General features: G+C 29.9%; 19 protein-coding genes. 7 read left to right on the top strand and 12 right to left on the bottom strand.

Annotated elements, in window-relative coordinates; all coding sequences use genetic code 11:
- Window positions 1-37: 37 nt before the first annotated feature.
- The 10 genes from MPF13_RS02570 to MPF13_RS02525 form a co-directional block, all read right to left on the bottom strand.
- Window positions 38-391: a hypothetical protein gene (locus MPF13_RS02570; RefSeq protein WP_249980747.1), complete on the bottom strand. Its 354-nt coding sequence runs from the start codon at window positions 389-391 to the stop codon at window positions 38-40.
- A 47-nt stretch (window positions 392-438) separates the two neighbouring features.
- Window positions 439-1,428, bottom strand: coding sequence for a family 16 glycosylhydrolase (locus tag MPF13_RS02565; RefSeq protein ID WP_249980746.1), 990 nt, complete (start codon window positions 1,426-1,428; stop codon window positions 439-441).
- Window positions 1,429-1,433: 5 nt separating this feature from the next.
- Window positions 1,434-2,453: a family 16 glycosylhydrolase gene (locus MPF13_RS02560; RefSeq protein WP_249980745.1), complete on the bottom strand. Its 1,020-nt coding sequence runs from the start codon at window positions 2,451-2,453 to the stop codon at window positions 1,434-1,436.
- 255 nt (window positions 2,454-2,708) lie between these two features.
- Entirely contained in the window at window positions 2,709-3,983 is a 1,275-nt protein-coding gene (locus MPF13_RS02555; protein WP_249980744.1) for an alginate export family protein, read from the bottom strand.
- A 106-nt stretch (window positions 3,984-4,089) separates the two neighbouring features.
- Entirely contained in the window at window positions 4,090-4,920 is an 831-nt protein-coding gene (locus MPF13_RS02550; RefSeq protein WP_249980743.1) for an ABC transporter ATP-binding protein, read from the bottom strand.
- A 1-nt stretch (window position 4,921) separates the two neighbouring features.
- The gene (locus MPF13_RS02545) at window positions 4,922-5,776 is read right to left on the bottom strand and encodes an ABC transporter ATP-binding protein (RefSeq protein WP_249980742.1); all 855 of its coding nucleotides are present in this window, start codon (window positions 5,774-5,776) and stop codon (window positions 4,922-4,924) included.
- A 36-nt stretch (window positions 5,777-5,812) separates the two neighbouring features.
- Entirely contained in the window at window positions 5,813-6,919 is a 1,107-nt protein-coding gene (locus tag MPF13_RS02540) for an ABC transporter permease (RefSeq protein ID WP_249980741.1), read from the bottom strand.
- A 125-nt stretch (window positions 6,920-7,044) separates the two neighbouring features.
- On the bottom strand, window positions 7,045-8,430 hold the full coding sequence (locus MPF13_RS02535) for a CmpA/NrtA family ABC transporter substrate-binding protein (RefSeq protein WP_249980740.1): 1,386 nt from the start codon (window positions 8,428-8,430) through the stop codon (window positions 7,045-7,047).
- A 301-nt stretch (window positions 8,431-8,731) separates the two neighbouring features.
- Window positions 8,732-9,484, bottom strand: coding sequence for a Crp/Fnr family transcriptional regulator (locus MPF13_RS02530; protein ID WP_249980739.1), 753 nt, complete (start codon window positions 9,482-9,484; stop codon window positions 8,732-8,734).
- Window positions 9,485-9,598: 114 nt separating this feature from the next.
- On the bottom strand, window positions 9,599-11,527 hold the full coding sequence (locus MPF13_RS02525; RefSeq protein WP_249980738.1) for a hypothetical protein: 1,929 nt from the start codon (window positions 11,525-11,527) through the stop codon (window positions 9,599-9,601).
- A 177-nt stretch (window positions 11,528-11,704) separates the two neighbouring features.
- Between MPF13_RS02525 and MPF13_RS02520 the strand changes: the two genes are divergently transcribed.
- Genes MPF13_RS02520 through MPF13_RS02490 form a run of 7 tightly spaced genes read left to right on the top strand, consistent with a single transcriptional unit; the run spans window position 11,705 to window position 17,897 of the window.
- Window positions 11,705-13,942: a molybdopterin-containing oxidoreductase family protein gene (locus MPF13_RS02520; protein ID WP_249980737.1), complete on the top strand. Its 2,238-nt coding sequence runs from the start codon at window positions 11,705-11,707 to the stop codon at window positions 13,940-13,942.
- A gap of 2 nt (window positions 13,943-13,944) precedes the next feature.
- A complete protein-coding gene (locus MPF13_RS02515; protein WP_249980736.1) occupies window positions 13,945-14,478 on the top strand; it encodes a 4Fe-4S dicluster domain-containing protein in 534 nt (177 codons plus the stop codon).
- Window positions 14,479-14,484: 6 nt separating this feature from the next.
- Entirely contained in the window at window positions 14,485-15,447 is a 963-nt protein-coding gene (gene nrfD / locus MPF13_RS02510) for an NrfD/PsrC family molybdoenzyme membrane anchor subunit (RefSeq protein ID WP_249980735.1), read from the top strand.
- Between the two features lie 10 nt (window positions 15,448-15,457).
- Window positions 15,458-15,988 (top strand): YeeE/YedE thiosulfate transporter family protein, encoded by a 531-nt coding sequence (locus MPF13_RS02505; protein ID WP_249980734.1) that lies wholly within the window; start codon window positions 15,458-15,460, stop codon window positions 15,986-15,988.
- Window positions 15,989-15,999: 11 nt separating this feature from the next.
- Window positions 16,000-16,590, top strand: coding sequence for a YeeE/YedE thiosulfate transporter family protein (locus tag MPF13_RS02500; protein ID WP_249980733.1), 591 nt, complete (start codon window positions 16,000-16,002; stop codon window positions 16,588-16,590).
- 16 nt (window positions 16,591-16,606) lie between these two features.
- A complete protein-coding gene (locus MPF13_RS02495; RefSeq protein ID WP_249980732.1) occupies window positions 16,607-17,260 on the top strand; it encodes a rhodanese-like domain-containing protein in 654 nt (217 codons plus the stop codon).
- A 28-nt stretch (window positions 17,261-17,288) separates the two neighbouring features.
- Complete coding sequence (locus MPF13_RS02490) at window positions 17,289-17,897, top strand: rhodanese-like domain-containing protein (protein WP_249980731.1); 609 nt, start codon at window positions 17,289-17,291, stop codon at window positions 17,895-17,897.
- A gap of 10 nt (window positions 17,898-17,907) precedes the next feature.
- Here MPF13_RS02490 and MPF13_RS02485 read toward each other — a convergent pair whose 3' ends face one another.
- Both MPF13_RS02485 and MPF13_RS02480 read right to left on the bottom strand, forming a co-directional pair.
- Entirely contained in the window at window positions 17,908-19,341 is a 1,434-nt protein-coding gene (locus MPF13_RS02485; RefSeq protein ID WP_249980730.1) for a rubredoxin domain-containing protein, read from the bottom strand.
- Entirely contained in the window at window positions 19,338-22,859 is a 3,522-nt protein-coding gene (locus MPF13_RS02480) for a nitrate reductase (RefSeq protein WP_249980729.1), read from the bottom strand. The genes MPF13_RS02485 and MPF13_RS02480 overlap by 4 nt, the downstream gene beginning before the upstream one ends.
- Between the last annotated feature and the right edge of the window lie 63 nt (window positions 22,860-22,922).

The raw sequence follows: 22,922 nt of genomic DNA, 5'->3' as shown, positions 1-22,922 counted from the left end.
AAAAACAACCTTATGTAAGTGTAATAATTATTTATTACTATAGATTTTTAATTTCTTTTCGTAATTTATTCATAAAGGGAGCTAAATCTTTGTATGATTTTCCTGTTAATTTAATAAACTTTCTATTAAAAGTTTTACTAATTTCTTTTCCCTTTTGTTTTCTTTGATCACCTGTAATTTCTCCAGATTTTACCTTTTTTTGTAAAGAACTGTATGATAATACCATTTCTGTTCTAAATTTAGTTAATTCTTTAACTTGGTCATCATTTAAATTATACTCAGTTTGAGCAGCTTTAACGAAATGATTAATTTGTTTTTCTTGCCATTTGTTTTGACCATAAGTTGTAGTAAATGCAACTACCAATAATAATGTTAAAAAGATTTTTTTCATAATACTTAAATTTAAAAATTTTAATTAATTGTTTATTTCTTTCTTTTCTAGCTTTTTTGCCAAACTCTTATATACTCAATTTGATATTCTGCAGGTTCTACTAAATCTGATGCTGTTGGTAAACCTAACCAAGGAAAAGTTTCAGAATCAAACCAAATCCAATAATCAGAATCTGTAACCCATCTATCTGGTTCTGTTCCGTTTTTTGTTAATTCAGATTTTAATATTGTTCCATTTTCATGTAAAACACCATCTATATAAACTTTAATATATTCTGGTGTCCAATCAAAACCATATACATGAAAATCATCTGCAGTATTTTCTTTAGCTTGTATATTTCTTGTATGCACTGGACCTTTATAAACTGGTTGGTAAAAAGGATTGTCTTTATCCCAGCTAATTATATTAAATTTTAATCTTTTTTTCCAAGCTGCATTAGATTTATGACCACCAAACATTTCAAACATATCTAATTCTGATGTTCCTTTTCCTGTTGTCCAAAAAGAACTAGTTATTGGTGCATTTGCTGATTTACATTTAATTTCCATATAACCATACCTAAACTGTTTTTTACTAATTACAGCTGCAGTAGTTATATTTTCATATTTATAAACTTTACCATTTACGGTTTGAGTTTTTGTTGGATGAAAATCGAAATCTGGTTCCCATTTTGTTATAATTTTTAGCTTTTCATCTTCTACAATAGCATTATTTATAGAAAATTGAGAGGGTGCTCTACCAATAAAATTAGATTGATACACGCCATTTTTTCCTTGAATATGCCATTTATCTTCATCTAAAGTACCAGTATCAAACTCATCACTTACTTCTTTATTTAATACCCATTTACCTGTATTTGATTGGTCTGATAATGGATAATCTGAATTTGGACCTGTAGAACCAGTGTTTCCTGTTCCATTATCTCCTTCATCTACTTCTACTTCATCAATTATTTCATCTTCTATTGTTACACTTGTACCACAAGAAGCTATTAGAAAAAAAGAAAAAAGGTATATAAAACTTTTTTTAAAACTCATAATAATTATTGTTTTTGCCAAATTCTAACATATTCTATCTCAAAATCTACAACACCATCCTCTTTTTTACCTTCTGGACTATTTAATTCTAAGTCTTCTTTACTATCTGGAACTCCATGCCATGGAAAAGTTTCTTGATCTAACCATATTGATATAGGGTTTTTCAATACCCATCCATTTGGATAATTTTTTGCTTTAGCATAAGCATCTACTTGTTCTTTAGTAGCTCCTGTTTTATAAACTCCATCTACATATAGTTTTACTCCATTTTCATCCCACTCTATACCATAAATATGAAAATCATCAGCAACTCTAAAACCATAATCTAAGTGTTCTGTATAAACAGATTTTCCTTTACCCTCTTTAGACCAATCATGTATAGACCACCAAAGTTCTCTATCTTTTCCATTTGCTTCTTTATTAGGTTGTCTATGATCTCCAAATTGCTCAAAAATATCTAACTCGGTTTTACCTCCAATTGCCCAAAATGCACTAGTAATTTCTGCATCTGCAGCTTTACTTTTAATTTCCATGTAACCGTACTTAAAAAATTTACGACCAATAAAACAAGCTGTAGTTATGTTTTCAAACTTATTTCTAATATCTTTATTAGGACCCCAAGGTTTACTTAATTCATCACTAAAAGGAAAATCTGGTTCCCAACGTGTTTCTAAAATTAATTTTCCATCTTCTAAACGATAATTTCTTCCAGAAAATTGAGAAGGTTGTCTACCTTTCCATACTTTTTTATTTGGAAAATCTGGATGTTTATAAAATGGTTTTCCGTTTTTAAACTTACCAACTATATACCATTTATCTTCATCTATTTTATCTGCTTCAAACTCATCACTAATATCTGTTCTTAATTTCCAGTTTCCTTTGTTTTCTTTATCTGAATGAGGATAAACATTTGTTACCAGTTTACTTGCATCAATTTTTGTTGTGCTTTTTTGGTTTCCACAAGAAACAAATAAAGAAGCCGTTACTAAAAATAATACTGATTTTAAACTAAAAAACTGTTTCATAAGTAAAATAAATAATTCTATGATTTAAATAAATAAAAACCTTAGTTACAAAGCTAATTAGAAAGCAATATTATTTCATTCTTATAATTTACCCTCTTATAATTGAAATTTACCCTTAAGCATTTTTACTCTTTTAATCTGAAGAAAAAAGTATTGCACAAAAAAAATCCCTCTAATGAGGGATTTAAAAATCTTTGACATTTATAATTTATTAACACAAAAATTAATTATAAGCTAAAAATTTTATTCAATTATTTATTTTCCAGTTAAAAACTTTGGTTTAATTACTAACATTGCCCAAGCCCAATTTTGAGTACCTGCTGCAGCAGCTTCTGTAATACCTTTTAACTCATACATACCATCATTAGCAAACATTTGAGAGTACCCTAATACTAAAGCATATCCTTTAAATTTCTTTTTGTAAACTAAGTCTATCTCTGTTCCTAAAGATTTTTCTCCACTTGCTAATGCTTGCTCTCCTCTAAAGTTTAAAGCTTTTACCATTAAACTAGAAGTTTTACTTAATGTAATATTTGCACTTGCATGTATATCTACTAAACCAATTGAGTTTGCATGGTTACCAACATAGAAATAGTCCATAAATCCGTTAAATTTATGATTTGTACCATATAAAGGGAAAAATGCTCCTGTTTCTCCTGCAGCTCCATCATTACCACTAATAGCCTCTATACCTAAACCTAAACCAATTTTATCTGTTGCTTTATAAGTAGCATCTAAACCTAATAAATAAGCTCCTTTTACATCTACACCACCTTGACGTTTTCCTGTTTGTAAATATGCATTTGCTGCAATTCCAAAACCACCATCTTTATAAGTTAAATGAGTACCTAATGTTTGTAAATTACTTACACCATCTGCTGCATTAGTTGCATCAAATTCTTGAAACCCATTGTTTAATAACAATAAACTACCTGTCATTTTCTCCCATTTTTGTTTCATATATAGCATTTGCATAGTTTTATATGAGAAAAAACCTGAGGTATTATAAGCTGTTCCTGTAGAAACAAATCCTGTTGGGTGAGAATAATCTTGATTGAATGCTAAAGCAAAATCTAACATAAAATTATCTTTTTTATATTTAATTAATGCTGCATCATGATTACGACCTTGTTGTGCCCAATCTAAACCTCCTAAAATTCTTTGATCATCATAAGATAAAACTTGACGACCAACTCTTGTAGAAGTATTTTCTCCTAATTTAATTTCTGCCCAAGCTTGAAAAACTGCAAAAGAATTATTTTGATCATAAGGTAAAATTTGTCTGTTTTCTCCCCAAACCATTATATCTTGTAAACTAACATATACCCAATAGTTATCTGTCATATAACTTGTATTTAGTCTTACTCTGGTTGAAACTCCAAACCCTGCATCTGCACCATCTGCAATTAAATTACCAAAACCATTTCTGTATTCTGTTCTTGGTCTAAATTCTCCATCTAATGTAAATTGTGCATTTGCAAATTGAAAACTTGCTAGCAACAGCGCTAAAATTATGTATTGTTTTTTCATTTTTATTGTTTTATTATTTTTTGAATTATTTACTGTGTAAAAGTAAAATTGCATTTACTTTATTTTTATGATAAATCTCATATTTAAAAGACTAAAAAGTCTTTTTTTAATGTTCTAAGAAATCTATTAAGTGTTTTCTATATGTATAGTAATCATTGTGTTCTAATACTGATTTTCTTGTTCTCGGTCTTTCAAAATTGATATCTAAAATATCTCCAATTTTTGCTCTAGGACCACTTGTCATCATCACTACTCTGTCTGCTAAAAAGATAGCCTCATCAACATCATGAGTAATCATAACTGCTGTAATTTTTTCTTTATTCCAAATTTCAATTAAGATGTCTTGTAATTCTCCTCTTGTTAAAGAATCTAACATTCCAAAAGGTTCATCAAGTAATAATACTTTTGGTTTAATAGCAAATGCTCTTGCAATACCAACTCTTTGTTGCATTCCTTGAGATAATTCGCTCGCTTTTTTATGAAAAGCATCTTCTAAACCTACCTTTTGTAAATAGTATTTAGCAACATCTTCTCTTTCCTTTTTTGATGCATGTGGAAAAACTTGATTTACACCCAACATTACATTTTGTAAAGAAGTCATCCAAGGCATTAAACTTGGAGATTGAAAAATTACACCTCTGTCTGGACCTGGACCTTTAATATGTTTTCCAAGAACTGCAATATTACCTCCAGAAATAGGATTTAAACCAGCAATCATAGAAAGCATTGTTGTTTTACCACAACCAGAATGCCCAATTATTGTAACAAATTCTTCTTTACGTATTTGTAAATCTAAATCTTCTAATACAACATAATCTCCTTTTGGAGTAGGGTAAACTTTCTTTAATTTTTTAAGATCTAACATTACCTCATTAGAAGGAAAAAGACCATTTTCTAACACATTTTTTGTGATTGTTTTTTCTGTTATAATGCTCATCTTATCCGAATTTAAATTGATTTACAAAATCTTTTGGCGTTAATTCTGGAAGTACATATTCTTTTTTTGCTTCAGACTTTCTTTCATTACCTATATCCATTAAATACTCAATAATGGCGTTTCTAGTTTTCTTAAAATTGGCATTATCGTTCATTTCTGTTTTATCTCTTGGACGATCTATGTCTATTTTAAACTCTGGACCTAAAGTAGCATTTGGACCTGGACGTAAAGGAATAATTCTATCTGCCATGTAAATACCTTCATCAACATCGTTGGTAATTAATAAGGCTGTTCTTTTATCTTTTCCCCAGATATTTAAGATTTCATCTTGTAAATTTCCACGTGTTAAAGCATCTAGAGCTCCTAAAGGTTCATCCATTATTATCATTTCTGGTTTCATTGCCAAAGCTCTTGCTACTGCAACTCTTTGACGCATTCCTCCAGATAATTCATTAGGTCTTTTATTAATAGCAGGTGTTAAACTTACCATTTCTACATAGTTGGCTACGATTTCATTTAACTCTGATTTACTTTTCTTTGGAAAAGCTTCTTTAACAGCCATAAAAACATTTTGACCAACAGTTAACCATGGTAATAAAGAGTAGTTCTGAAAAATTACACCACGTTCATGACTGGTATCAACAACAGGTTCTCCTTTAAATAAAACCTCTCCACTTGTAGGTTGTAATAATCCATTTATAAGATTTACTAAAGTTGTTTTTCCACTTCCTGTAAAACCTACAATGGCAACAAATTCTCCTTCTTCAATTTTCAAGTTGATGTTAGATAACACTTCTGTTTCATTATCACCTTGACCATATGTTTTATAAATATTATTTAGTTCTAAGTATGCCATTTCTTTTTGTGTTTAATTGTTACTCAAAATGCACTATTAAATAGCATCTGTTTTATCGAAAGAAATCCAATTTTGAATTGTTAACATCAATCTATCTAATAAGAAACCAATGATTCCAATTACAAACATTGCAACGATTATTTTTGCATTAGAATCGTTTGCTCCATTTTGGAATTCTTCCCAAACAAACAACCCTAAACCTGGGCTCTGTGCCAAAAGTTCAATAGCAATTAAAACCATCCACGCAACTGATAATGTAATTTTTAACCCTGTAAAAATTAATGGTAATGAAGAAGGTAATACTACTTTAAATATCTTTTGAAAAGTTCCTAATTTTAAAACTTTTGCAACATTAATGTAGTCTTTATCAACAGAAGAAACACCCATTGCTGTGTTTACTAAAGTTGCCCACATAGAACATAAACCAACACTTATAAATGAAATGGTAAAAGAACTATCGTCTGCAGAACCAATTAATAATGTTTTTACAATCATAAAAACTAATAAGTACCAAACTACTGGAGATACAGGTTTAAATATTTGAATAAACCAGTTAAAAGCACTCTTTAAAGAAGGACTTAATCCTATTAATATCCCTAAAGGAACTGCTATTACAAGTGCTAATAAAAAACCTGCAAATACCGTTTGTAAACTTCTAAAAATTTGATCTACAAATGATGGTCTACCTGTGTACACAATAGCATCTTTTCCTGCTGCTATTCTTTTTTCATTTAACTCTGCTGTTTTTTCTGCAAAAGCAGCCTTATCTGCACTAATAATATTATGATCTCTTAATAAAGATTGAAAAGATTCCCAAACTTGAGATGGAGAAGGCAAAGTATTTGGTTGACAACTACTATCTCCAGATGCAATACACACTTTTAATGCATCTGCTGCTGCTTGACCTTGATCTTTTAAAGCTTTTTCTATTTTATATTCTGCTTCAATATTATATAAAGTTTTTGCTCCTAAATGCCATAAACCTATAAAAAGTAAAATGGAAGCAAGTGGCACTATTGCTTTTCTTAAGAAGCTTTTAAATTCTTCTTTTTCTAGCTTTCCTGTAAATAAATCTTTTAAAGTTGTTAAGATTCTTAGTCCAAAAAAATTAGATACTTTTCCTAGAGTTAAACTTGCTTTCATGTGTTTATTTTTTGTGTTAATATTATTATGTCATTTAATTAGATCGTATTTTTTTAAAGAGAAGTCTCTAATGTGATGAGACTTCTCCTCATACTTCTTTTATAATGACTTAAGCAGTTCTTAATTTATTTTTTGTCTTTGTTACCAATTTTAAAACTATTGATGTATCCTATTGGGTCTTTTGCATCATAAGTTGTACCATCAATAAAGTCTGCAGTTGCTGGTTTATAACCATCTGTAGCTGGAATATCTGTTGCAGGAATGTTTCCTTCTTCTACTAAAAGAGCAGCTGCTTTTTTCCAAATATCTGGTCTGTATATATCTTTAATAGTAGATGCATACCAATCTGCAGATTTAGCTTCAGGTATTTGTCCCCATCTTCTCATTTGAGTTAAAAACCAGATTCCATCAGAATAAAAAGGATATGTTGCATTGTATTTATAGAATACGTTAAAGTCTTCCATTTTACGTTTATCACCTTTTTCAAATTCAAAAGTACCTGTCATTGAGTTTGCTAATACTTCTACTGGAGCACCAACATATTGAGACATTGATAATATTTTTACAGCTTCTTGTCTGTTTTCTGGTTTGTCTAACCATTTACCAGCTCTAATTAATGCTTTTGTAACTGCAACTGCTGTATTAGGATTTTCTTCTATAAACTTTTCTGTCATTACAAATACCTTTTCTGGGTTGTTTTTCCAGATATCATAGTTTGTAACTACAGGAACTCCAATTCCTTTAAAAACTGCTTGCTGATTCCAAGGCTCACCAACACAATATCCGAAAATAGTACCTGCCTCTAAAGTTGCTGGCATTTGTGGTGGAGGCGTTACTGATAATAATACCTCAGCATCAATTTGTCCTTGTACGTTTTCTTTTGTGTACATTCCTGGGTGAATTCCTGCTGCAGCTAACCAATATCTAATTTCGTAGTTGTGTGTAGATACAGGAAATACCATTCCCATTTTAAATGCTTTTCCAGAATTTTTATATTCTGTAATTACTGGCTTTAAAGCATCTGCTTTAATTGGATGTACAGGTTTACCACTACCATCTGTTGGTACATTTGGTTTCATTTTAGACCAAACATCGTTAGAAACTGTAATTCCATTTCCGTTTAAATCCATAGAGAAAGGAGTTACTAATTTTGCTTGACGACCAAAACCTGCACCAGCAGCAATTGGTTGACCTGCTAACATGTGAGATCCATCTAATTGACCATCAATAACTCTGTCTAACACGTTTTTCCAGTTAGATTGTGCTTCTACAGAAACAAATAATCCTTCATCTTCAAAGAATCCTTTTTCTTTAGCAATAGCCAAAGGAGCCATATCTGTTAATTTGATAAAACCAAAAGTTAATTGTGGTTTTTCAATTTCTAACTGTTTTGTTTTAGACACTTTTGTACCTACAGTTGTTGTTTCCTTTTTTGTTTCTTTACCACCACAAGCAAATAGTAACATTGCTACTGGTAAAATGTAAGTTGATTTTTTAAATAGAGATTTCATTTTATATTGAGTTTTAGTAATCTACGTATTAATACTTATTTTTTGACAAATATATAAGTAGAATAACTTTCAACTCATGGAATTACACATATAAAAACCTCTTTTTAAAACATATTATAAACTGCCAAAAAACATGTTTTAACCATAAAAAACTATAAATAAACACATTAACAAACAAAAAGATAACTAAGTAAAATTTAGATAAAAACAGTTTTATAATTTTTAACTACGTAAAAAAGCCTCTCAAAATAAATTTGAAAGGCTTTTTTTGATTTAAATAATAAAAAAGATTGTTTATAATTTAAGAGTCTAAATAATAATTATGCTCACTAATTTCATTTTTTAAAGATTGTATATTATTAATCCCTATTTTTTTTCCTTTTGCAGTAATTAAGCCTTCTTTTTTAAGACTCGAAAAAACTCTTATTACTTGTTCTTCTGTTGTACCAGCATAATCTGCATACTCTTTTCTACTTAAAGGTAGGTTTAAAAAACCTCTTAAATCTCCAAATTTTCTGTTGATATATAATAATGTATCTATAACACGTTCTCTTACTGTCATTTGCGAAATAGACTTTACTTTAGATTCACTTCTATTTAATTCATCTGCATAAAAAAGCATCATATCATACCCAAACTTAGGGTTTTCTAATAAAGCTTCTCGCAAATCATCTTTAGAAAAATAGCATAATACTGCATCTTCTAAAGCAATTGCACCTATAGAATAAAACTCTTCTGTACCAAAACCTCTATGACCTATAATTTCTCCTTCTTTTGCAAAACGAACAATTTGTTCTCTACCATTAATACCTGTTCTAAAAACTTTTACAGTTCCTTTTAAAATAAAAAACAATCCATTTACGGGTGCTCCTTCTATAATAAACTGTTGGCCTTTTTTACATTTTAGCGTTTTCTTATTCTCTACAAAAGTTTCGTTTGTTAAGTTTCCTAAATTCTTTTTTATCAAACAATTATGATTGCTACAAGTATTACAAGAATAATCTAATACAGATTTTCTAGAATTCTTTAATAATATGTTTGATGAATTTATCAACTTGAATACAATTTACCAAACAAAACTACGTAATAATACTTAATATTTAAAATTTATACTTATTTTTAGTAGTATCTTAAAATTAGTATCTAATATTATCAAAACCAAAAAAAGTTAATCTAGAATTGCTGAAATCACAAAGTCTTTAGGCAAAATACAAGTTGGTTTTACTTTTTTTATGATGGGCTTTAATCCAAATGCTATAGTTTCATTCATTACTTTAGAATCATCTTTATGGCATTGCAAACAAGCACCAACCAACAACAGTTTTTGTTGTTCTTTTACAGTAAAAGGTCTAAAATCTGACCTTGTAGAGTTTACTGTTTTTTTATCAGTCTTTATTAAAAAAGGAACCCAAGCATCTTCTGGTAAATTATCATTTTTATTCAATTCGTATTCTGGTATAAATTTCCATTTACCAACATTTTCTTTAATTTCATAAACTAGAGCACCTTTTCCATATCCTAGAGTAGCAGAATTTGAATGACATGATTTACAATCTCTCACTTCTTTTGTTGTGGTATGTGGAGAATTAGGTGCATATAACCTATGAAACAATTGTGATTCTTTTTTAACATCATCATTAAAACTTGCTAAATCAATTGTCATAATCATTCCTGGAATTGCTGGTTCAATTATTTTTTCATTTTTATGCTCCCTAACTCCCATTGTAGGTTGTGAAGAAGAAAACTCTGCAACATATTCTTTCCATTGACCTTTTGTAAATTCTTTGTCTAATAAATCAAAAGCATTTTTTTCATCTTTATCAAAAGCATTATGGCAACCTATACAACGTGAAGTCCATGAAGAATGGCAAGAAGCACAACTTACATTTTTATGGGCATTGTCTCTAGAACAAACATCTCCTTGAGGAGTTAAAGCATGAATTTTTCCATCTTTTTTACCAATTAAAAATGCATTTCCTAAACTATCAATATATGTATTAACCAATGGATGTTTATCCTTTTTAACCGCAATTATTGGTTTATCTTGATGCTTATAATCTCTATGATAAAAAACAAGTTTACTTTCTACATCTAAAGAATCAAAAGGAATTGTATTTGGATTTTCTTTAAAATGACAATCTGCACATTGAATTTTTACTGCATCTTCTGCATGTGCATATTTTATTCCATCACCCATTACTTCATGAGAAGAATGACAATCTATACACAACATTCCTTTAGCATGATGTACATCTTCTTCTATATATTTATAAACACGTTTATCTTCTAAAACTTTATATTTTGTATTAATTGCTAAATCATCTTCTTCTAATAAAGTTTCTTGCAAACCCATATAATTTGTAGAAATTCTGCTTGATCTACTATGACAACCAAAACAATGAGTATCACTCACAAAAACATCTGTTGAAGGATGTGTTAGCGGAATTTCTTTTTTATTAGAAGATAAATATTTTTCTAAATCTTGTTTTGCTTCTTTAGAATAATTTAAATGACAAGCATTACAACCTCCTCCTCTACTCATTTGATTTATAGCTCCAAACGTAGTTTTCTTAGCTCCTAAATGACAATTTGCACATAAATCTCTTAAATGTTTATCTGAAGCAGAGTTTTTAATTTCTTGTATATGATAATGATAATCTAAACTATCAGCTTCACCAAAAAAATATTTATCAACTGCAACAATTCCACTATTTGTAGTCATTAATGAATTTTCAACCTTATGTAATTCACTTGCATGACAAGTACCACAAGTTTGTTTTGCATCCACCAAATTTCCTGGTATTAAAACCATGTTTTTATGAGCTTCTTCTTTATCAGAAGAATTTGTATTACCTAAATGACAACTAGCACAACCTATAAGTTCTGGATTATGGTGTTTAGAATATCCTTTTGTATTTTGATGACATAAAAAACAAGATTCAGATGAAGCTATTTTAGAGTTAAAATGCTCATTATTATAAACTTTTTTATATTCTCCATCTTCCTTAAAAAACGATTTGTGTTTTAAAAAATACAAGCTAGAAAATAACAAAACTGTTATTAATAAGAATAATTTGGATTTATTTTTAGTCTTCATTAATTAATCTGGTTCATCAAATTTACAATATTTACAAAGACTTTTTTCTTATTGTTTACATTTTTAAAATTAATTGTTTTGTAACATTTGTTACACACAAATCACTGATTTGATGATATTTATCATAAATACAAATCTACAATCAGTCTATATTTACTAACCGAAAAACTGAAATATATGACAACTTCAAGAAGAAAATTTATAAAAATTTCTGCATTAGGATTAGGAGGTGCATTTGCCTCAACATCAGCATTTAACCTTTTTGGAAACAATTCATATTTAACAGAAAAAACAACACAAAGTATTGCAAAGAATTTTAAAAAAACTGCAACTTATTGTGAAGTTTGTTTTTGGAAATGTGCAGCTTGGGCATATTCTGATGAGAATAATAACATCAAAAAAATTATTGGAAATGATAATGACCCTCATTGTTTTGGTCGTCTTTGTCCTAGAGGAACAGGTGGTGTAGGAATGTATCATGATGAAGACCGTTTAAAAACCCCTTTAATTAGAACAATAGTTAATGGAGAAGAAACTTTTAAAGAAGCTTCTTGGGATGAAGCCTTAGATTTAATTGCCTCAAAATTTAAAAGTATCAAAGAAAAATATGGAGCAGAATCTTTTGCCTTATTAAAACATGGTTCTCCAGGAAAACATTTAGAACATTTATTTAAAGCTTATGGTTCAGACACTATTGCAGAACCTGCATATGCACAATGTAGAGGTGCAAGAGAAACTGGATTTAACCTAACTTTTGGTTCTTGGATTGGATCTCCAGAACCAACAGATATTAGAGACACAAAATGCTTGGTTTTAATTGGTTCTCATATTGGTGAAAACATGCACAACTCGCAAGTACAAGAAATGTCTGATGCCATAGATAACAAAGCCACAATTATTACTGTAGATCCAAGGTTTTCTACTGCAGCAAGTAAATCTCAATATTGGTTAGCTATAAAACCTGCAACAGATATTGCTTTAATGTTAGCATGGATGAACGTAATTATTGAAGAAGGTATTTACGATAAAGCATACGTTAAAAAGTACGCTACAGGTTTTGATGAATTAAAAAAACATGTTGCCAATTTTACTCCTGAATGGGCTTATGGAATTACAACTATAAAGCCAGAAGAAATTAGAAAAACTGCAAGAGAAATGGCGCATGCAGCTCCTTCAGTAATTATTCACCCAGGTCGTCATGTAAGTTGGTATGGAGATGATACTCAACGTGCAAGAGCAATGGCAATTTTAAACGGATTGTTAGGTTCTTGGGGAAGACGTGGAGGATTTTATTTTAAAGAAAAAATTAGTGTTCCTAAATATCCACACCCAAAATACCCACATCCAAAATGGGATTGGAGCGATATTGGAGAAAAATTTCCTTTAGCACAAATGGGAATTACAACAGAAGTAATAAAATGTGCAATACCAAGTAAAGACAATAAATATCCTGTAAAAGCAATGATGGTTGCTGGTACAAATATTACCAAATCAATTCCTAATAAAAAGCTTTTAGAAAAAGCTATGGATGAATTAGATTTTATGGTGGTTTTAGACACAATGCCAATGGATATTACAGGTTATGCTGATGTTGTTTTACCAGAATGCACGTATTTAGAACGTTTTGATGGAATTAGATCATCTACAAACAGAGAACCTTCTATTGCTGTAAGAATTCCTGCTGTTAAACCAAAATACGAATCAAAACCAGGTTGGTGGGTTGCCAAACAAATTGGAGAACGTATTGGTTTAGGTGATTATTTTAGATATAGTGACTACAAAGAAGTCATAGAGTGGCAATTGCAAAAAATGGGCACTTCATTAGAAGAAATGGAAAAAATTGGGGTGAAAAATTTCCCTAGAAAATCAAGACCATTGTATTTAGAAGAAGATGAAAATTATGAATTTCCAACAGATAGTGGAAAAATAGAGTTTTATTCTAAAGAATTAGAAAGTCTTGGTTTTGACCCAATGCCAGTTTACACAAAACACCCAGAACCTCCTCAAGGTTTTTATAGATTAAATTATGGTAGAGCACCAATGCACACGTTTAGTAGAACTGCCAATAATCCTAATTTAAATGATTTAAAAAGCGAAAATAATCTTTGGGTAAACCCGAAAGTTGCAAGAATTATTGGTTTAAAAACTGGGCAATCTGTTTGGTTAAAAAATCAAGATAATAATACCTCAACATTTTCAATAAAAGTAAGAGTTACAGAACGTGTAAGATGGGATTCTGTATACATGGTTCATGGTTTTGGTCATGACAATAAAAAATTAACAAGAGCCTTTGGTAAAGGTATAAATGATACACAAATGATTTCTAAAACAATGGACGACCCAATTATGGGAGGAACAGGAATGAGAGGAAACTTTGTTACAATATTAACTGAAAACCCACATAAAAATTCATAGATATGAGATATGCCATGGTAATTGACACTTTAAAATGTGTTGGATGTAGTGATTGTGTGGTTGCATGTCAAACAGAAAATGATGTGCCCATTGGCTACTGTAGAGATTGGATTACAGAAACTGTAGATGGAACCTACCCTAACATTGTTTTAGAACTAAAATCTGAAAGATGTAACCATTGTGCAACTGCACCTTGTGTTAGATGTTGCCCTACTGGAGCAAGTCATATAGTTGAGGGAGGTATTGTTTTAGTTACTGCAGATGAATGTATTGGATGTGGTGCTTGTATAGAATCTTGTCCTTATGATGCACGTTATCAACATCCAGATGGACATGTAGATAAATGTACTTTTTGTCATCACAGATTGCAAAAAGGGCAACTACCTGCTTGTGTTTCTGTTTGCCCAACAAAGTGTATGTATTTTGGAGATTTAGACAACCCTAATAGTGAAGTTTCTTTGTTATTAAAAAACAGAAAACACAAAACATTAGCTCCAGAAGCAGGAACAAATCCACATGTATTTTACCTAATATAATTTGATATGATACAAGAAGAAATTTTTACAAGCGGAAGAAATATTCCTAATATTGACCCTTCATTAGAAATTTGGCATTGGCCAATATCTGTCTATCTTTTTTTAGGTGGATTAGCAGCTGGAATTTTATTTTTTGGAGCCTTAATTTATGTTTTAGGTTTGGAAGAAAAATATCCAACAGCCGTAAAAACAGCCTCAATTATTCCTCCAATTGCCTTGTCTTTAGGTCTTTTGGCTTTGGTGTACGATTTAACACACCCTTTGTACACATGGCAATTATACACAACTTTTAGAATAGAATCTCCAATGTCTTGGGGAGCTTGGGTTTTGTTAATTACAACTCCATTATCTTTTCTTTGGACGTTTAGTTTTTACAGAAATACATTCTCAAAAATAGAAGCAAAACTGAATCTTTTTAACAAGCTTAAATTTTTAAATCCGTTAGAAAAATTCATCATAAAAAACAGAAAAAACATTGCGTATGCATTAATTCCTTTAGCATTAATTTTAGGGGTTTATACAGGTATTTTACTATCTGCTTTTAACGCAAGACCTCTTTGGAACAATGCTATTTTAGGTCCATTATTTTTAGTTTCTGGACTTTCTACAGGAGCTGCTGCAATTATTTTATTATCTAAAACAAAAGCAGAAAAACATCTTTTTGGTAAAATAGATTTAGGCTTAATCATAATAGAATTGGCTTTAATAACTCACATGATTATGGGTTATTATGCAGGTTCTCAAGTACAATTAGAAGCAATGCAATTATTAGTAAATGGCGAGTTTACTCTTATGTTTTTTGGCTTTGTAGTATTGTTAGGTTTAATTATTCCTGGAATATTAGAATTATTAGAACTAAAAGGTTTTAAAGTACCAGTTATGGTGCCTGCTTTATTGGTGATTTTAGGAGGATTAATATTCAGATTTGTAATGGTAGAAGCAGGACAATTAACAAGATTTCTTTATTAAATTATAAAATATGAGCACAGAAAAAAACACAAACAGTCATATTTATTGGAACCCTTATTTTGGAGGATTTCTACTTGGAATTATCATCATTTTTACCTTTTTATTAACGGGTAGAAGCTTAGGTGCAAGTGGTGCAATAAAAAGTAGTGTGGTAACTATTGTAGACAAAGTTGCACCAACTCATGCAGAAAACAATGCCTATTACAGTAAATTTATTAAAGAAGATGAATCTCCAATGAATACTTGGTTGGTTTTTGAAGCATTAGGAATTCTTTTTGGAGCATTTATTTCTGGAAGTTTATCAGGAAGAATTAGATGGAGAGTACAACATTCTCCTAAAATATCTAGCAAAAGAAGATTGCTTTTTGCTCTTGGTGGAGGTATTTTATTTGGGTTAGGGGGCCAAATTGCAAGAGGCTGTACAAGTGGAGCAGCTTTAAGTGGAATGGCTGTATTATCTACAGGTGGTTTTATAACCATGTTAGCCATTTTTGGTACAGGTTATTTAGTGGCTTATTTCTTTAGAAAAAATTGGATTTAAAAATATAAATTATGGAACTTTTAATTGCTAATAACATCATTTCTTCTCATTGGGATAGCATAATTGCTATTTGTATTGGAATTGCTTTTGGGTTTGTTTTAGAGTCTTCTGGATTTTCATCATCAAGAAAAATGGCAGGTGTTTTTTATGGATACGATTTTGCTGTTTTAAAAGTGTTTTTTACTGCTGCAGTAGTAGCTGTTATCGGAATTTATTATTTAGATTATTTAGGTTATGTAGAAGTAGGTGAGCTATACATTCATCCAACTTACATTTGGGGCGCAATAATTGGAGGTGCAATTATGGGTGTAGGTTTTATTGCTGGTGGTTTTTGCCCAGGAACAAGTTTATGTGGTGTTGCCATTGGTAAATTAGATGCTTGGGTTTATGTTTTAGGAATGTTTATTGGAATCTTTATTTTTTCTGAATTGTATACTTTTTTTGAACCTATTTATAATGGATATTTCTTAGGAAACATCACTTTAATTGATTCTTTTGGATGGAATCCTTATTGGACAATTTTTATATTTTCTTTAATAGCAATTGTTGCTTTTGTGGTTGCAGATTTTGTTAGAAAAAAGATTAAAAAGGTATTCTATTAATATTAAAAACAAGATGATGAATCAAAAAAAGCTTGCAAAAATAGGATCATTTAGATACACAGTAATGGCATTTGTACTAATTATACTTGCTGGAGGATTAGTTGTTCTGCCAAAATACGAAAAGAATGAAGGCATACTTGCAGACCAATTGTTAAGCAATATAATTAGTCAAGAAAGATATATTTCTACAGATGAAATTTCTGAAAAAATTATAAGTCAAGATCCTTCTTTTATTTTAGTTGATGTAAGAAGCAAAGAAGCTTATGATAATTATACACTACCAAATGCCATTAATATTCCGTTAAAAAAATTGTTAGATGAAGAGTTTGAATCTTACTTAAATCAAGACCAATTTGATGTAGTTTTTTTCTCTAATGATCATTTTTATGCAGATCAAGCTTGGGCACTTTGTAATAGATTAGAATACGCCAACTTACATGTTTTAAAAGGCGGATTGAATGAATGGTTTACTACAATAATAAACCCAGAAATGCCTAATGAAAATATGCCAAAAAGTACTTTTGAATTATATGCAACTAGAAAAGCTGCAAGTATGTTTTTTGGTGTTGCTTATCCAGATCAAGCAAAAACAACGAGTGTTCGTAAAATAGTTCCTAAAAAAATAATTACTGTTAAAAAGAAAAAGAGAACTGCAGAAGGAGGTTGCTAAATTTTTAAACAGACAAACACATTAAGATATGAAAGAATTAGAAAAAACGAAGCGAATTTCTATTGCTACAACACTTTTTATTTTAGCAGTTTTAATTGGTCTTTTTACTTTTAAGAGACCTAAAAACACTTTTGTTTATACATCTCAACAAACTTTAAAAATACTAGCCCAACATAAATATTTGGCTAGTATTAGTGAAATTTCTGATACCAACAACGTGTTAATTGATATTAGAAACACATTTGAATTTGAAAAAGGAAGTTTAAATAATGCAATTAATATTCAACCATCAGAATTTTTATCCGAAGAAAATTTAAACCTTTTTAAAACGTTTAAAAAAGAAAATAAAACGGTTTTATTATTTGGTAATAATCCTGAAGAAGTAAATTTACCTTACCTGCTTTTATCTCAATTGGGTTATGATAATATTAAACTATTAACCTTAGAAATAAAGTATATTCAAAATAACTTTTTTACAAAAAATAGTCCTGTAGAAACTTATAAAAATGACATTAATGCATTTATAAATGAATCTTTAAAAAACTCAGGATCTAAAATTATTAACAAACCAAAACCTAAGAAAAAAAGAATTGTTGTAAGACAAAAAAAGAAAAAAACAGCAGAAGGAGGTTGCTAAACTTTTAAGTTTATTTTACCAAAACCACCTTTTCAAAACTTGTTTTTGGAGCCTCACAAAGCGAACATTCATAATTCTCTGGAAGTTCATTAAATACAGTTTTTGGTGCAATATTTTGGGTAATATCTCCAAAAGATTCATCATAAACAGTTAAACAATCTTTACATTGATAAACTTCTAACTCAGTGAGTTCTTTTTTAGTTTCAATTTGTTTTTCCTCTTTAGTTTCACTTCCTAATTGATCAAAATACAACTGACTTAATTCCATTAACAAACCAGGTAATTCAACTTTATCTACATCTTGCACATGCATAATGTATTCTCTTGTATTTGGGTCAAAATTTTTGGCATACAATAAGTTATACGTATCTCTTGTTTGAAAATTACCAATCATTTCTGGTTGTTTATTTTTTTCGACTACAACAGAAGTAAAATAATAAGCAACTTTACTGTAATCTGTAATTCCAAAAGTTAATCCATAAGTACTAATATCATTTTGATCGAAATTAGAAACTAAATATTTTTTTAAGTTTAACGCATCTTGATTATTTACAGGTAAATGCCAATTTAGTTCTAACATAGAATGACGAACATTAATACCTCTTTTACCTAAAAACTTTTCCCAAACCAATTTAGATTCTTTAGGAATTCCTTTTACTATAAATGATTTCCAAGGAGTAATTGATACTTTTCCAATTTTATTTTCTGAACATAATTTACACATTTCTTTTAAGAAAGAAATATCATATTTATTGTTTCTCCAATACAAACCCAACCAATATTTATCCATTCCTATTTTGTTCATCCCTTCAAAATAAGGGAAAGGATAAAAAGGAACTTCTAAAGGTTTATCTACTGTTCTATTATTGGTATCTACAGCATCACTTACCAAATCAAAAATCATTTCTATAGTTTCTGGTTCTTCTTGTAGAATGTCTTCTATAGCTGTTTCTATTTTGTGCAAATCCCAACTATAAATTAATGCAGGATACATTTTTGTTTTTCTCCATCCAGGTAATCTAACATATAAATACCAATAATCTTCATGGTCTGATGCTATAAAGTTTATGTTTCCTGTAAACAAAGGAACTAAACGTTGTTTTGGATCTGTTAAATTGATTTTTAATTTAGATTTTGCACCAAATTGCTCTAAAAGATACAAGTATCTATCACCTGTTAACCAAGAAGTACTTGGAAAAATATCTGCACATACATAAGAAGATACTATGTTTTCTACACCAACCTCACCTGCTTCAACAATTTTTAATTTTTCAAATTGAGTTAAATCTTCTGAAGTAATATCTTTTGGTAATAAAATATCTTGTCTTGCTCCAAAAGAAATGGTTTTTAAACCTAAACTTTCTACAGATTCGCAAATGTAATTTAATTCTCCAGGAGATAGAACTCCACCTTTTACAATTAATCTATTTAACTGATTGCTCATACTCCTACTTTTGAATTGTTCAATATTTCTCTTACTTCAGTTTTACAACTTCCACACCCTAAACCTGCACCTGTTTTGTTACATAATTCTGTAAAATTTGTACATCCAGAAGCTATAGCCTCTTCTATATTTCCAGAACCAACTTGACTACAAGAACAAACTAATTCTCCTAACATTGGTGTATCATTTGAAGAGCCTCTTAACAAAGTATCACGTTTATCAGACATTTCTATCTTACTCTCAATTAAGGTTTTAAATTCTGCAAACTCATTTTTATCACCAACTAAAACTGCTCCAATTAACAAATCATCTTTAACTATACATTTCTTATAATATCCTTTAGAAATATCTGTAAAGATTACCTCTTCGTAACTAGGATCGTTTTCTGGAACCGAAATTTCTCCAATGCTACACAAGTTTAAATCGTTAAATTTTAAAATATTCATTAACACAGAACCTTTATAAGCTTCACTTATATCTCCAGCAATAAAGTTGGCTAAAATACCTGCTTGTTCTTCTGCTGCAGATGTAATACCAAATAACTTGTTTTCAAATTCTGCAATTTCACCAATAGCAAAAATATCTGGATGAGAAGATTGTAAATGTTGATTTACTCTTACACCTCTTCCACAATTAATTCCGTTATTTTTTGCAATTTCTATATTTGGTCTTGTACCAATTGCATATACAATTGCATTTGCATTTATGTATTTTCCAGATTTTAAATTGATGGTAAGTTCGCCTGTATCTTCATCATCAAAAACAGTACTAACCTCGTTATCAAAATAAATTTGAATACCTCTTTCTTGTACATCTTTAGATAATAATTTACTAGAAATTTTATCTAATTGACGTTCCATTAATCTAGATGCTCTTTGCACAATTGTAATTTTTACATTTTTGTGCTTCATTGCTGCAGCCAACTCTAAACCTAACAAACCACCACCTACAATTACTACATGTTGTTCTTCTGGAGGTAAACCTGTATTATCTAAATACGTTTTAAAACTATCTGCATCTATTTTATTACGCATAGTAAAACGACCAGGTAAATCTATTTGAACATCTTTAGGTATAAAAGGTCTACTTCCTGTAGCTAAAATTAACTTATCAAACGTATGTGTTTTTCCCTTAGAGTCTGTAACTGTTTTGGTGTCTTTATCTATTTTATCTATAATAGTTTCTGGATGAATATTAATATTTAAATTACTTAATTCAGCATTTTTAATTTTTAATAATTGTTCCCAAGAAAGCTCTTCTGTAATGTATTCTGGTAATAAAACTCTGTTGTAAAATAAGTTTGTTTCTTTAGAAAAAACATGAATTTCATCTACTTGATTGTAATCTCTATAATTCTGCAAAAAACGAAATGCTGCTGCACCTGCACCTGCAATTATAATTTTTTCTTTAGGTTTTTTGTATTTAGCAACAGAAACCGCTGTAAACTTAAAATCGGGTTCTTTAGAAACAGGATCTATATGTGTATTTGTTAAATTATTAGCTCTGTTTAAATTACTTTTTAAAACTTTACCCCAATGCATTGGTAAGAAAACAACCCCTTCTTTAATTGCATCTGTAACTTTTGCACGCACTCTAATAACACCATTTCTGCTTTTTATTTCTGTAATATCTCCATCTTTAATGTTTTTTAAATAAGCATCTACAGGGTTTATTTCTAACACAGGTTTAGGATAATGGGTTTTTAAACGCGACACTTTTCCTGTTTTTGTCATTGTATGCCATTGATCTCTAATACGTCCTGTAGTTAAAATTAACGGAAAATCATCATTTGTTTTTACGGATGTATTTTCTATTGTTGAAGGCGCATTAAAAATTGCTTTTTGAGATGGTGTATAGAATTTTTTATCTTGAAATAAACGCGGAGTTCCTTTACTTCTTAATTCATTTACTGGCCATTGAAAAGTACCTTCGTTTTTTAAACGCTCATAATTTAAGAAAGAAACATCAATATTTGTGCCTTTTGTCATTGAAGCATATTCATCATAAATTTCTTCTGCTCCATTAAAATCAAATCCTCTAAAGCCCATTCTTTGTGCAAAATCACAAAATATTTCTACATCTGGTCTTGCTTCTCCTGGCGCTTCTATTTCTTTTGGTAAATATGATATTCTTCTTTCAGAATTGGTCATAGTTCCTTCTTTCTCTAACCAAGCAGCTGCAGGTAAAACCAAATCTGCATACTCTAGAGTATCTGCTTTGTGAGATATTTCTTGCACTACAACAAACTTAGATTTTGCCATAGCTTTTTCTATTTGATGAGAATTTGGCATACTAACCAAAGGGTTTGTACTTGCAATCCAAACTGCTTTTACTTTTCCACTTTCTAACCCATCAAACAATTCTGTTGCTGTTAAACCTGGATTTGGAGATATTTTATCTACTCCCCAAAATTGTGCAACTTCTCTTCTATGTTCTTCGTTATTTAAATCTTTATGAACTGCTAATAAATTAGCCATTCCACCAACTTCTCTACCACCCATTGCATTAGGCTGACCTGTTAAAGAAAATGGCCCAGAACCTGGTTTACCAACATGACCCGTAATTAACGATAAATTTAAAAGTGATACATTTTTATCTGTACCCACAACACTTTGATTTAAACCCATTGCCCACATACTGATAAATCCTTTAGAAAGACCAATCATTTCTGCAGCTTTTTCGATATCATTTTCTAGTACACCACAAATTTTAGATGCTTTCTTTAAAGTTGTTTCAAAGATTATTTCTTTATAAGCATCAAAACCTTGCGTGTGTTTTTTTATAAAATCTTCATCAATTAAACCTTTTTTATACAAACGTCTACCAATTGCATTGTACAAAACTACATCTGTACCTGGTTTTAATTGTAAATGTAAATCTGCAAAATTTGCAGAATCTGTTTTACGAGGATCAATTACAATAATTTTTACATTAGGATTTTCTTCTTTTCGTTTTTCTATTCTTCTAAATAATATTGGATGACACCAAGCAGGATTTGCACCTGTTATTAAAAAGCAATCTGCTAAATCTATATCTTCGTAAGAAATTGGCACACTATCTTCTCCAAAAGTTTTCTTATATCCAACTACTGCAGAACTCATACATAATCTAGAATTGGTATCTATATTATTGGTTCCTATAAACCCTTTTGTAAGTTTATTAGCTATGTAGTATTCTTCTGTTAAACTTTGTCCTGAAACATAAAATGCAACTGAATCTGGACCATGTTTTTTTATAATTGATTTAAAAACGTTGGCTGCTCTATCTAAAGCAGTATCCCAAGAAACACGTTCTCTAGGATGTGAACGACTCCAGCGCATTTCTGGATATAAAATTCTATCTGAAGTATCATTGGCAACATAATGCAAATTCATCCCTTTAGAACATAAAAGTCCTTTATTTACAGGATGATCTTTATCTCCTTCAACAAAAACTTTATTGTTAATGTCTTTTTTTACGATAATTCCACAACCTACTCCACAATATGAACATGTTGTTTTTACTTCATTTTTTATCATATAGACTTACATTTTACACTAAATACGACATTAAAATTTTACTAACCAAACATTGGTTTTATT

This window comes from Polaribacter sp. Z022 (genome assembly GCF_023555495.1).
In the GTDB taxonomy this organism is placed as follows: Bacteria; Bacteroidota; Bacteroidia; order Flavobacteriales; family Flavobacteriaceae; genus Polaribacter.
The sequence above is the reverse complement of the archived record's forward strand: the minus strand, read 5'-3'. Positions and strand labels throughout refer to the sequence as shown.

What these genes read in the sequence shown, in the direction of transcription:
- MPF13_RS02565 (WP_249980746.1), bottom strand. Translation starts at nt 1,428, where the DNA reads ATGAGTTTTAAAAAAAGTTTTATATACCTTTTTTCTTTTTTTCTAATA.
- MPF13_RS02520 (WP_249980737.1), top strand. Translation starts at nt 11,705, where the DNA reads ATGACAACTTCAAGAAGAAAATTTATAAAAATTTCTGCATTAGGATTA.
- nrfD (WP_249980735.1), top strand. Translation starts at nt 14,485, where the DNA reads ATGATACAAGAAGAAATTTTTACAAGCGGAAGAAATATTCCTAATATT.
- MPF13_RS02525 (WP_249980738.1), bottom strand. Translation starts at nt 11,527, where the DNA reads ATGAAGACTAAAAATAAATCCAAATTATTCTTATTAATAACAGTTTTG.
- MPF13_RS02490 (WP_249980731.1), top strand. Translation starts at nt 17,289, where the DNA reads ATGAAAGAATTAGAAAAAACGAAGCGAATTTCTATTGCTACAACACTT.
- MPF13_RS02515 (WP_249980736.1), top strand. Translation starts at nt 13,945, where the DNA reads ATGAGATATGCCATGGTAATTGACACTTTAAAATGTGTTGGATGTAGT.
- MPF13_RS02545 (WP_249980742.1), bottom strand. Translation starts at nt 5,776, where the DNA reads ATGGCATACTTAGAACTAAATAATATTTATAAAACATATGGTCAAGGT.
- MPF13_RS02560 (WP_249980745.1), bottom strand. Translation starts at nt 2,453, where the DNA reads ATGAAACAGTTTTTTAGTTTAAAATCAGTATTATTTTTAGTAACGGCT.
- MPF13_RS02485 (WP_249980730.1), bottom strand. Translation starts at nt 19,341, where the DNA reads ATGAGCAATCAGTTAAATAGATTAATTGTAAAAGGTGGAGTTCTATCT.
- MPF13_RS02550 (WP_249980743.1), bottom strand. Translation starts at nt 4,920, where the DNA reads ATGAGCATTATAACAGAAAAAACAATCACAAAAAATGTGTTAGAAAAT.
- MPF13_RS02535 (WP_249980740.1), bottom strand. Translation starts at nt 8,430, where the DNA reads ATGAAATCTCTATTTAAAAAATCAACTTACATTTTACCAGTAGCAATG.
- MPF13_RS02480 (WP_249980729.1), bottom strand. Translation starts at nt 22,859, where the DNA reads ATGATAAAAAATGAAGTAAAAACAACATGTTCATATTGTGGAGTAGGT.
- MPF13_RS02500 (WP_249980733.1), top strand. Translation starts at nt 16,000, where the DNA reads ATGGAACTTTTAATTGCTAATAACATCATTTCTTCTCATTGGGATAGC.
- MPF13_RS02540 (WP_249980741.1), bottom strand. Translation starts at nt 6,919, where the DNA reads ATGAAAGCAAGTTTAACTCTAGGAAAAGTATCTAATTTTTTTGGACTA.
- MPF13_RS02570 (WP_249980747.1), bottom strand. Translation starts at nt 391, where the DNA reads ATGAAAAAAATCTTTTTAACATTATTATTGGTAGTTGCATTTACTACA.
- MPF13_RS02495 (WP_249980732.1), top strand. Translation starts at nt 16,607, where the DNA reads ATGAATCAAAAAAAGCTTGCAAAAATAGGATCATTTAGATACACAGTA.
- MPF13_RS02505 (WP_249980734.1), top strand. Translation starts at nt 15,458, where the DNA reads ATGAGCACAGAAAAAAACACAAACAGTCATATTTATTGGAACCCTTAT.
- MPF13_RS02555 (WP_249980744.1), bottom strand. Translation starts at nt 3,983, where the DNA reads ATGAAAAAACAATACATAATTTTAGCGCTGTTGCTAGCAAGTTTTCAA.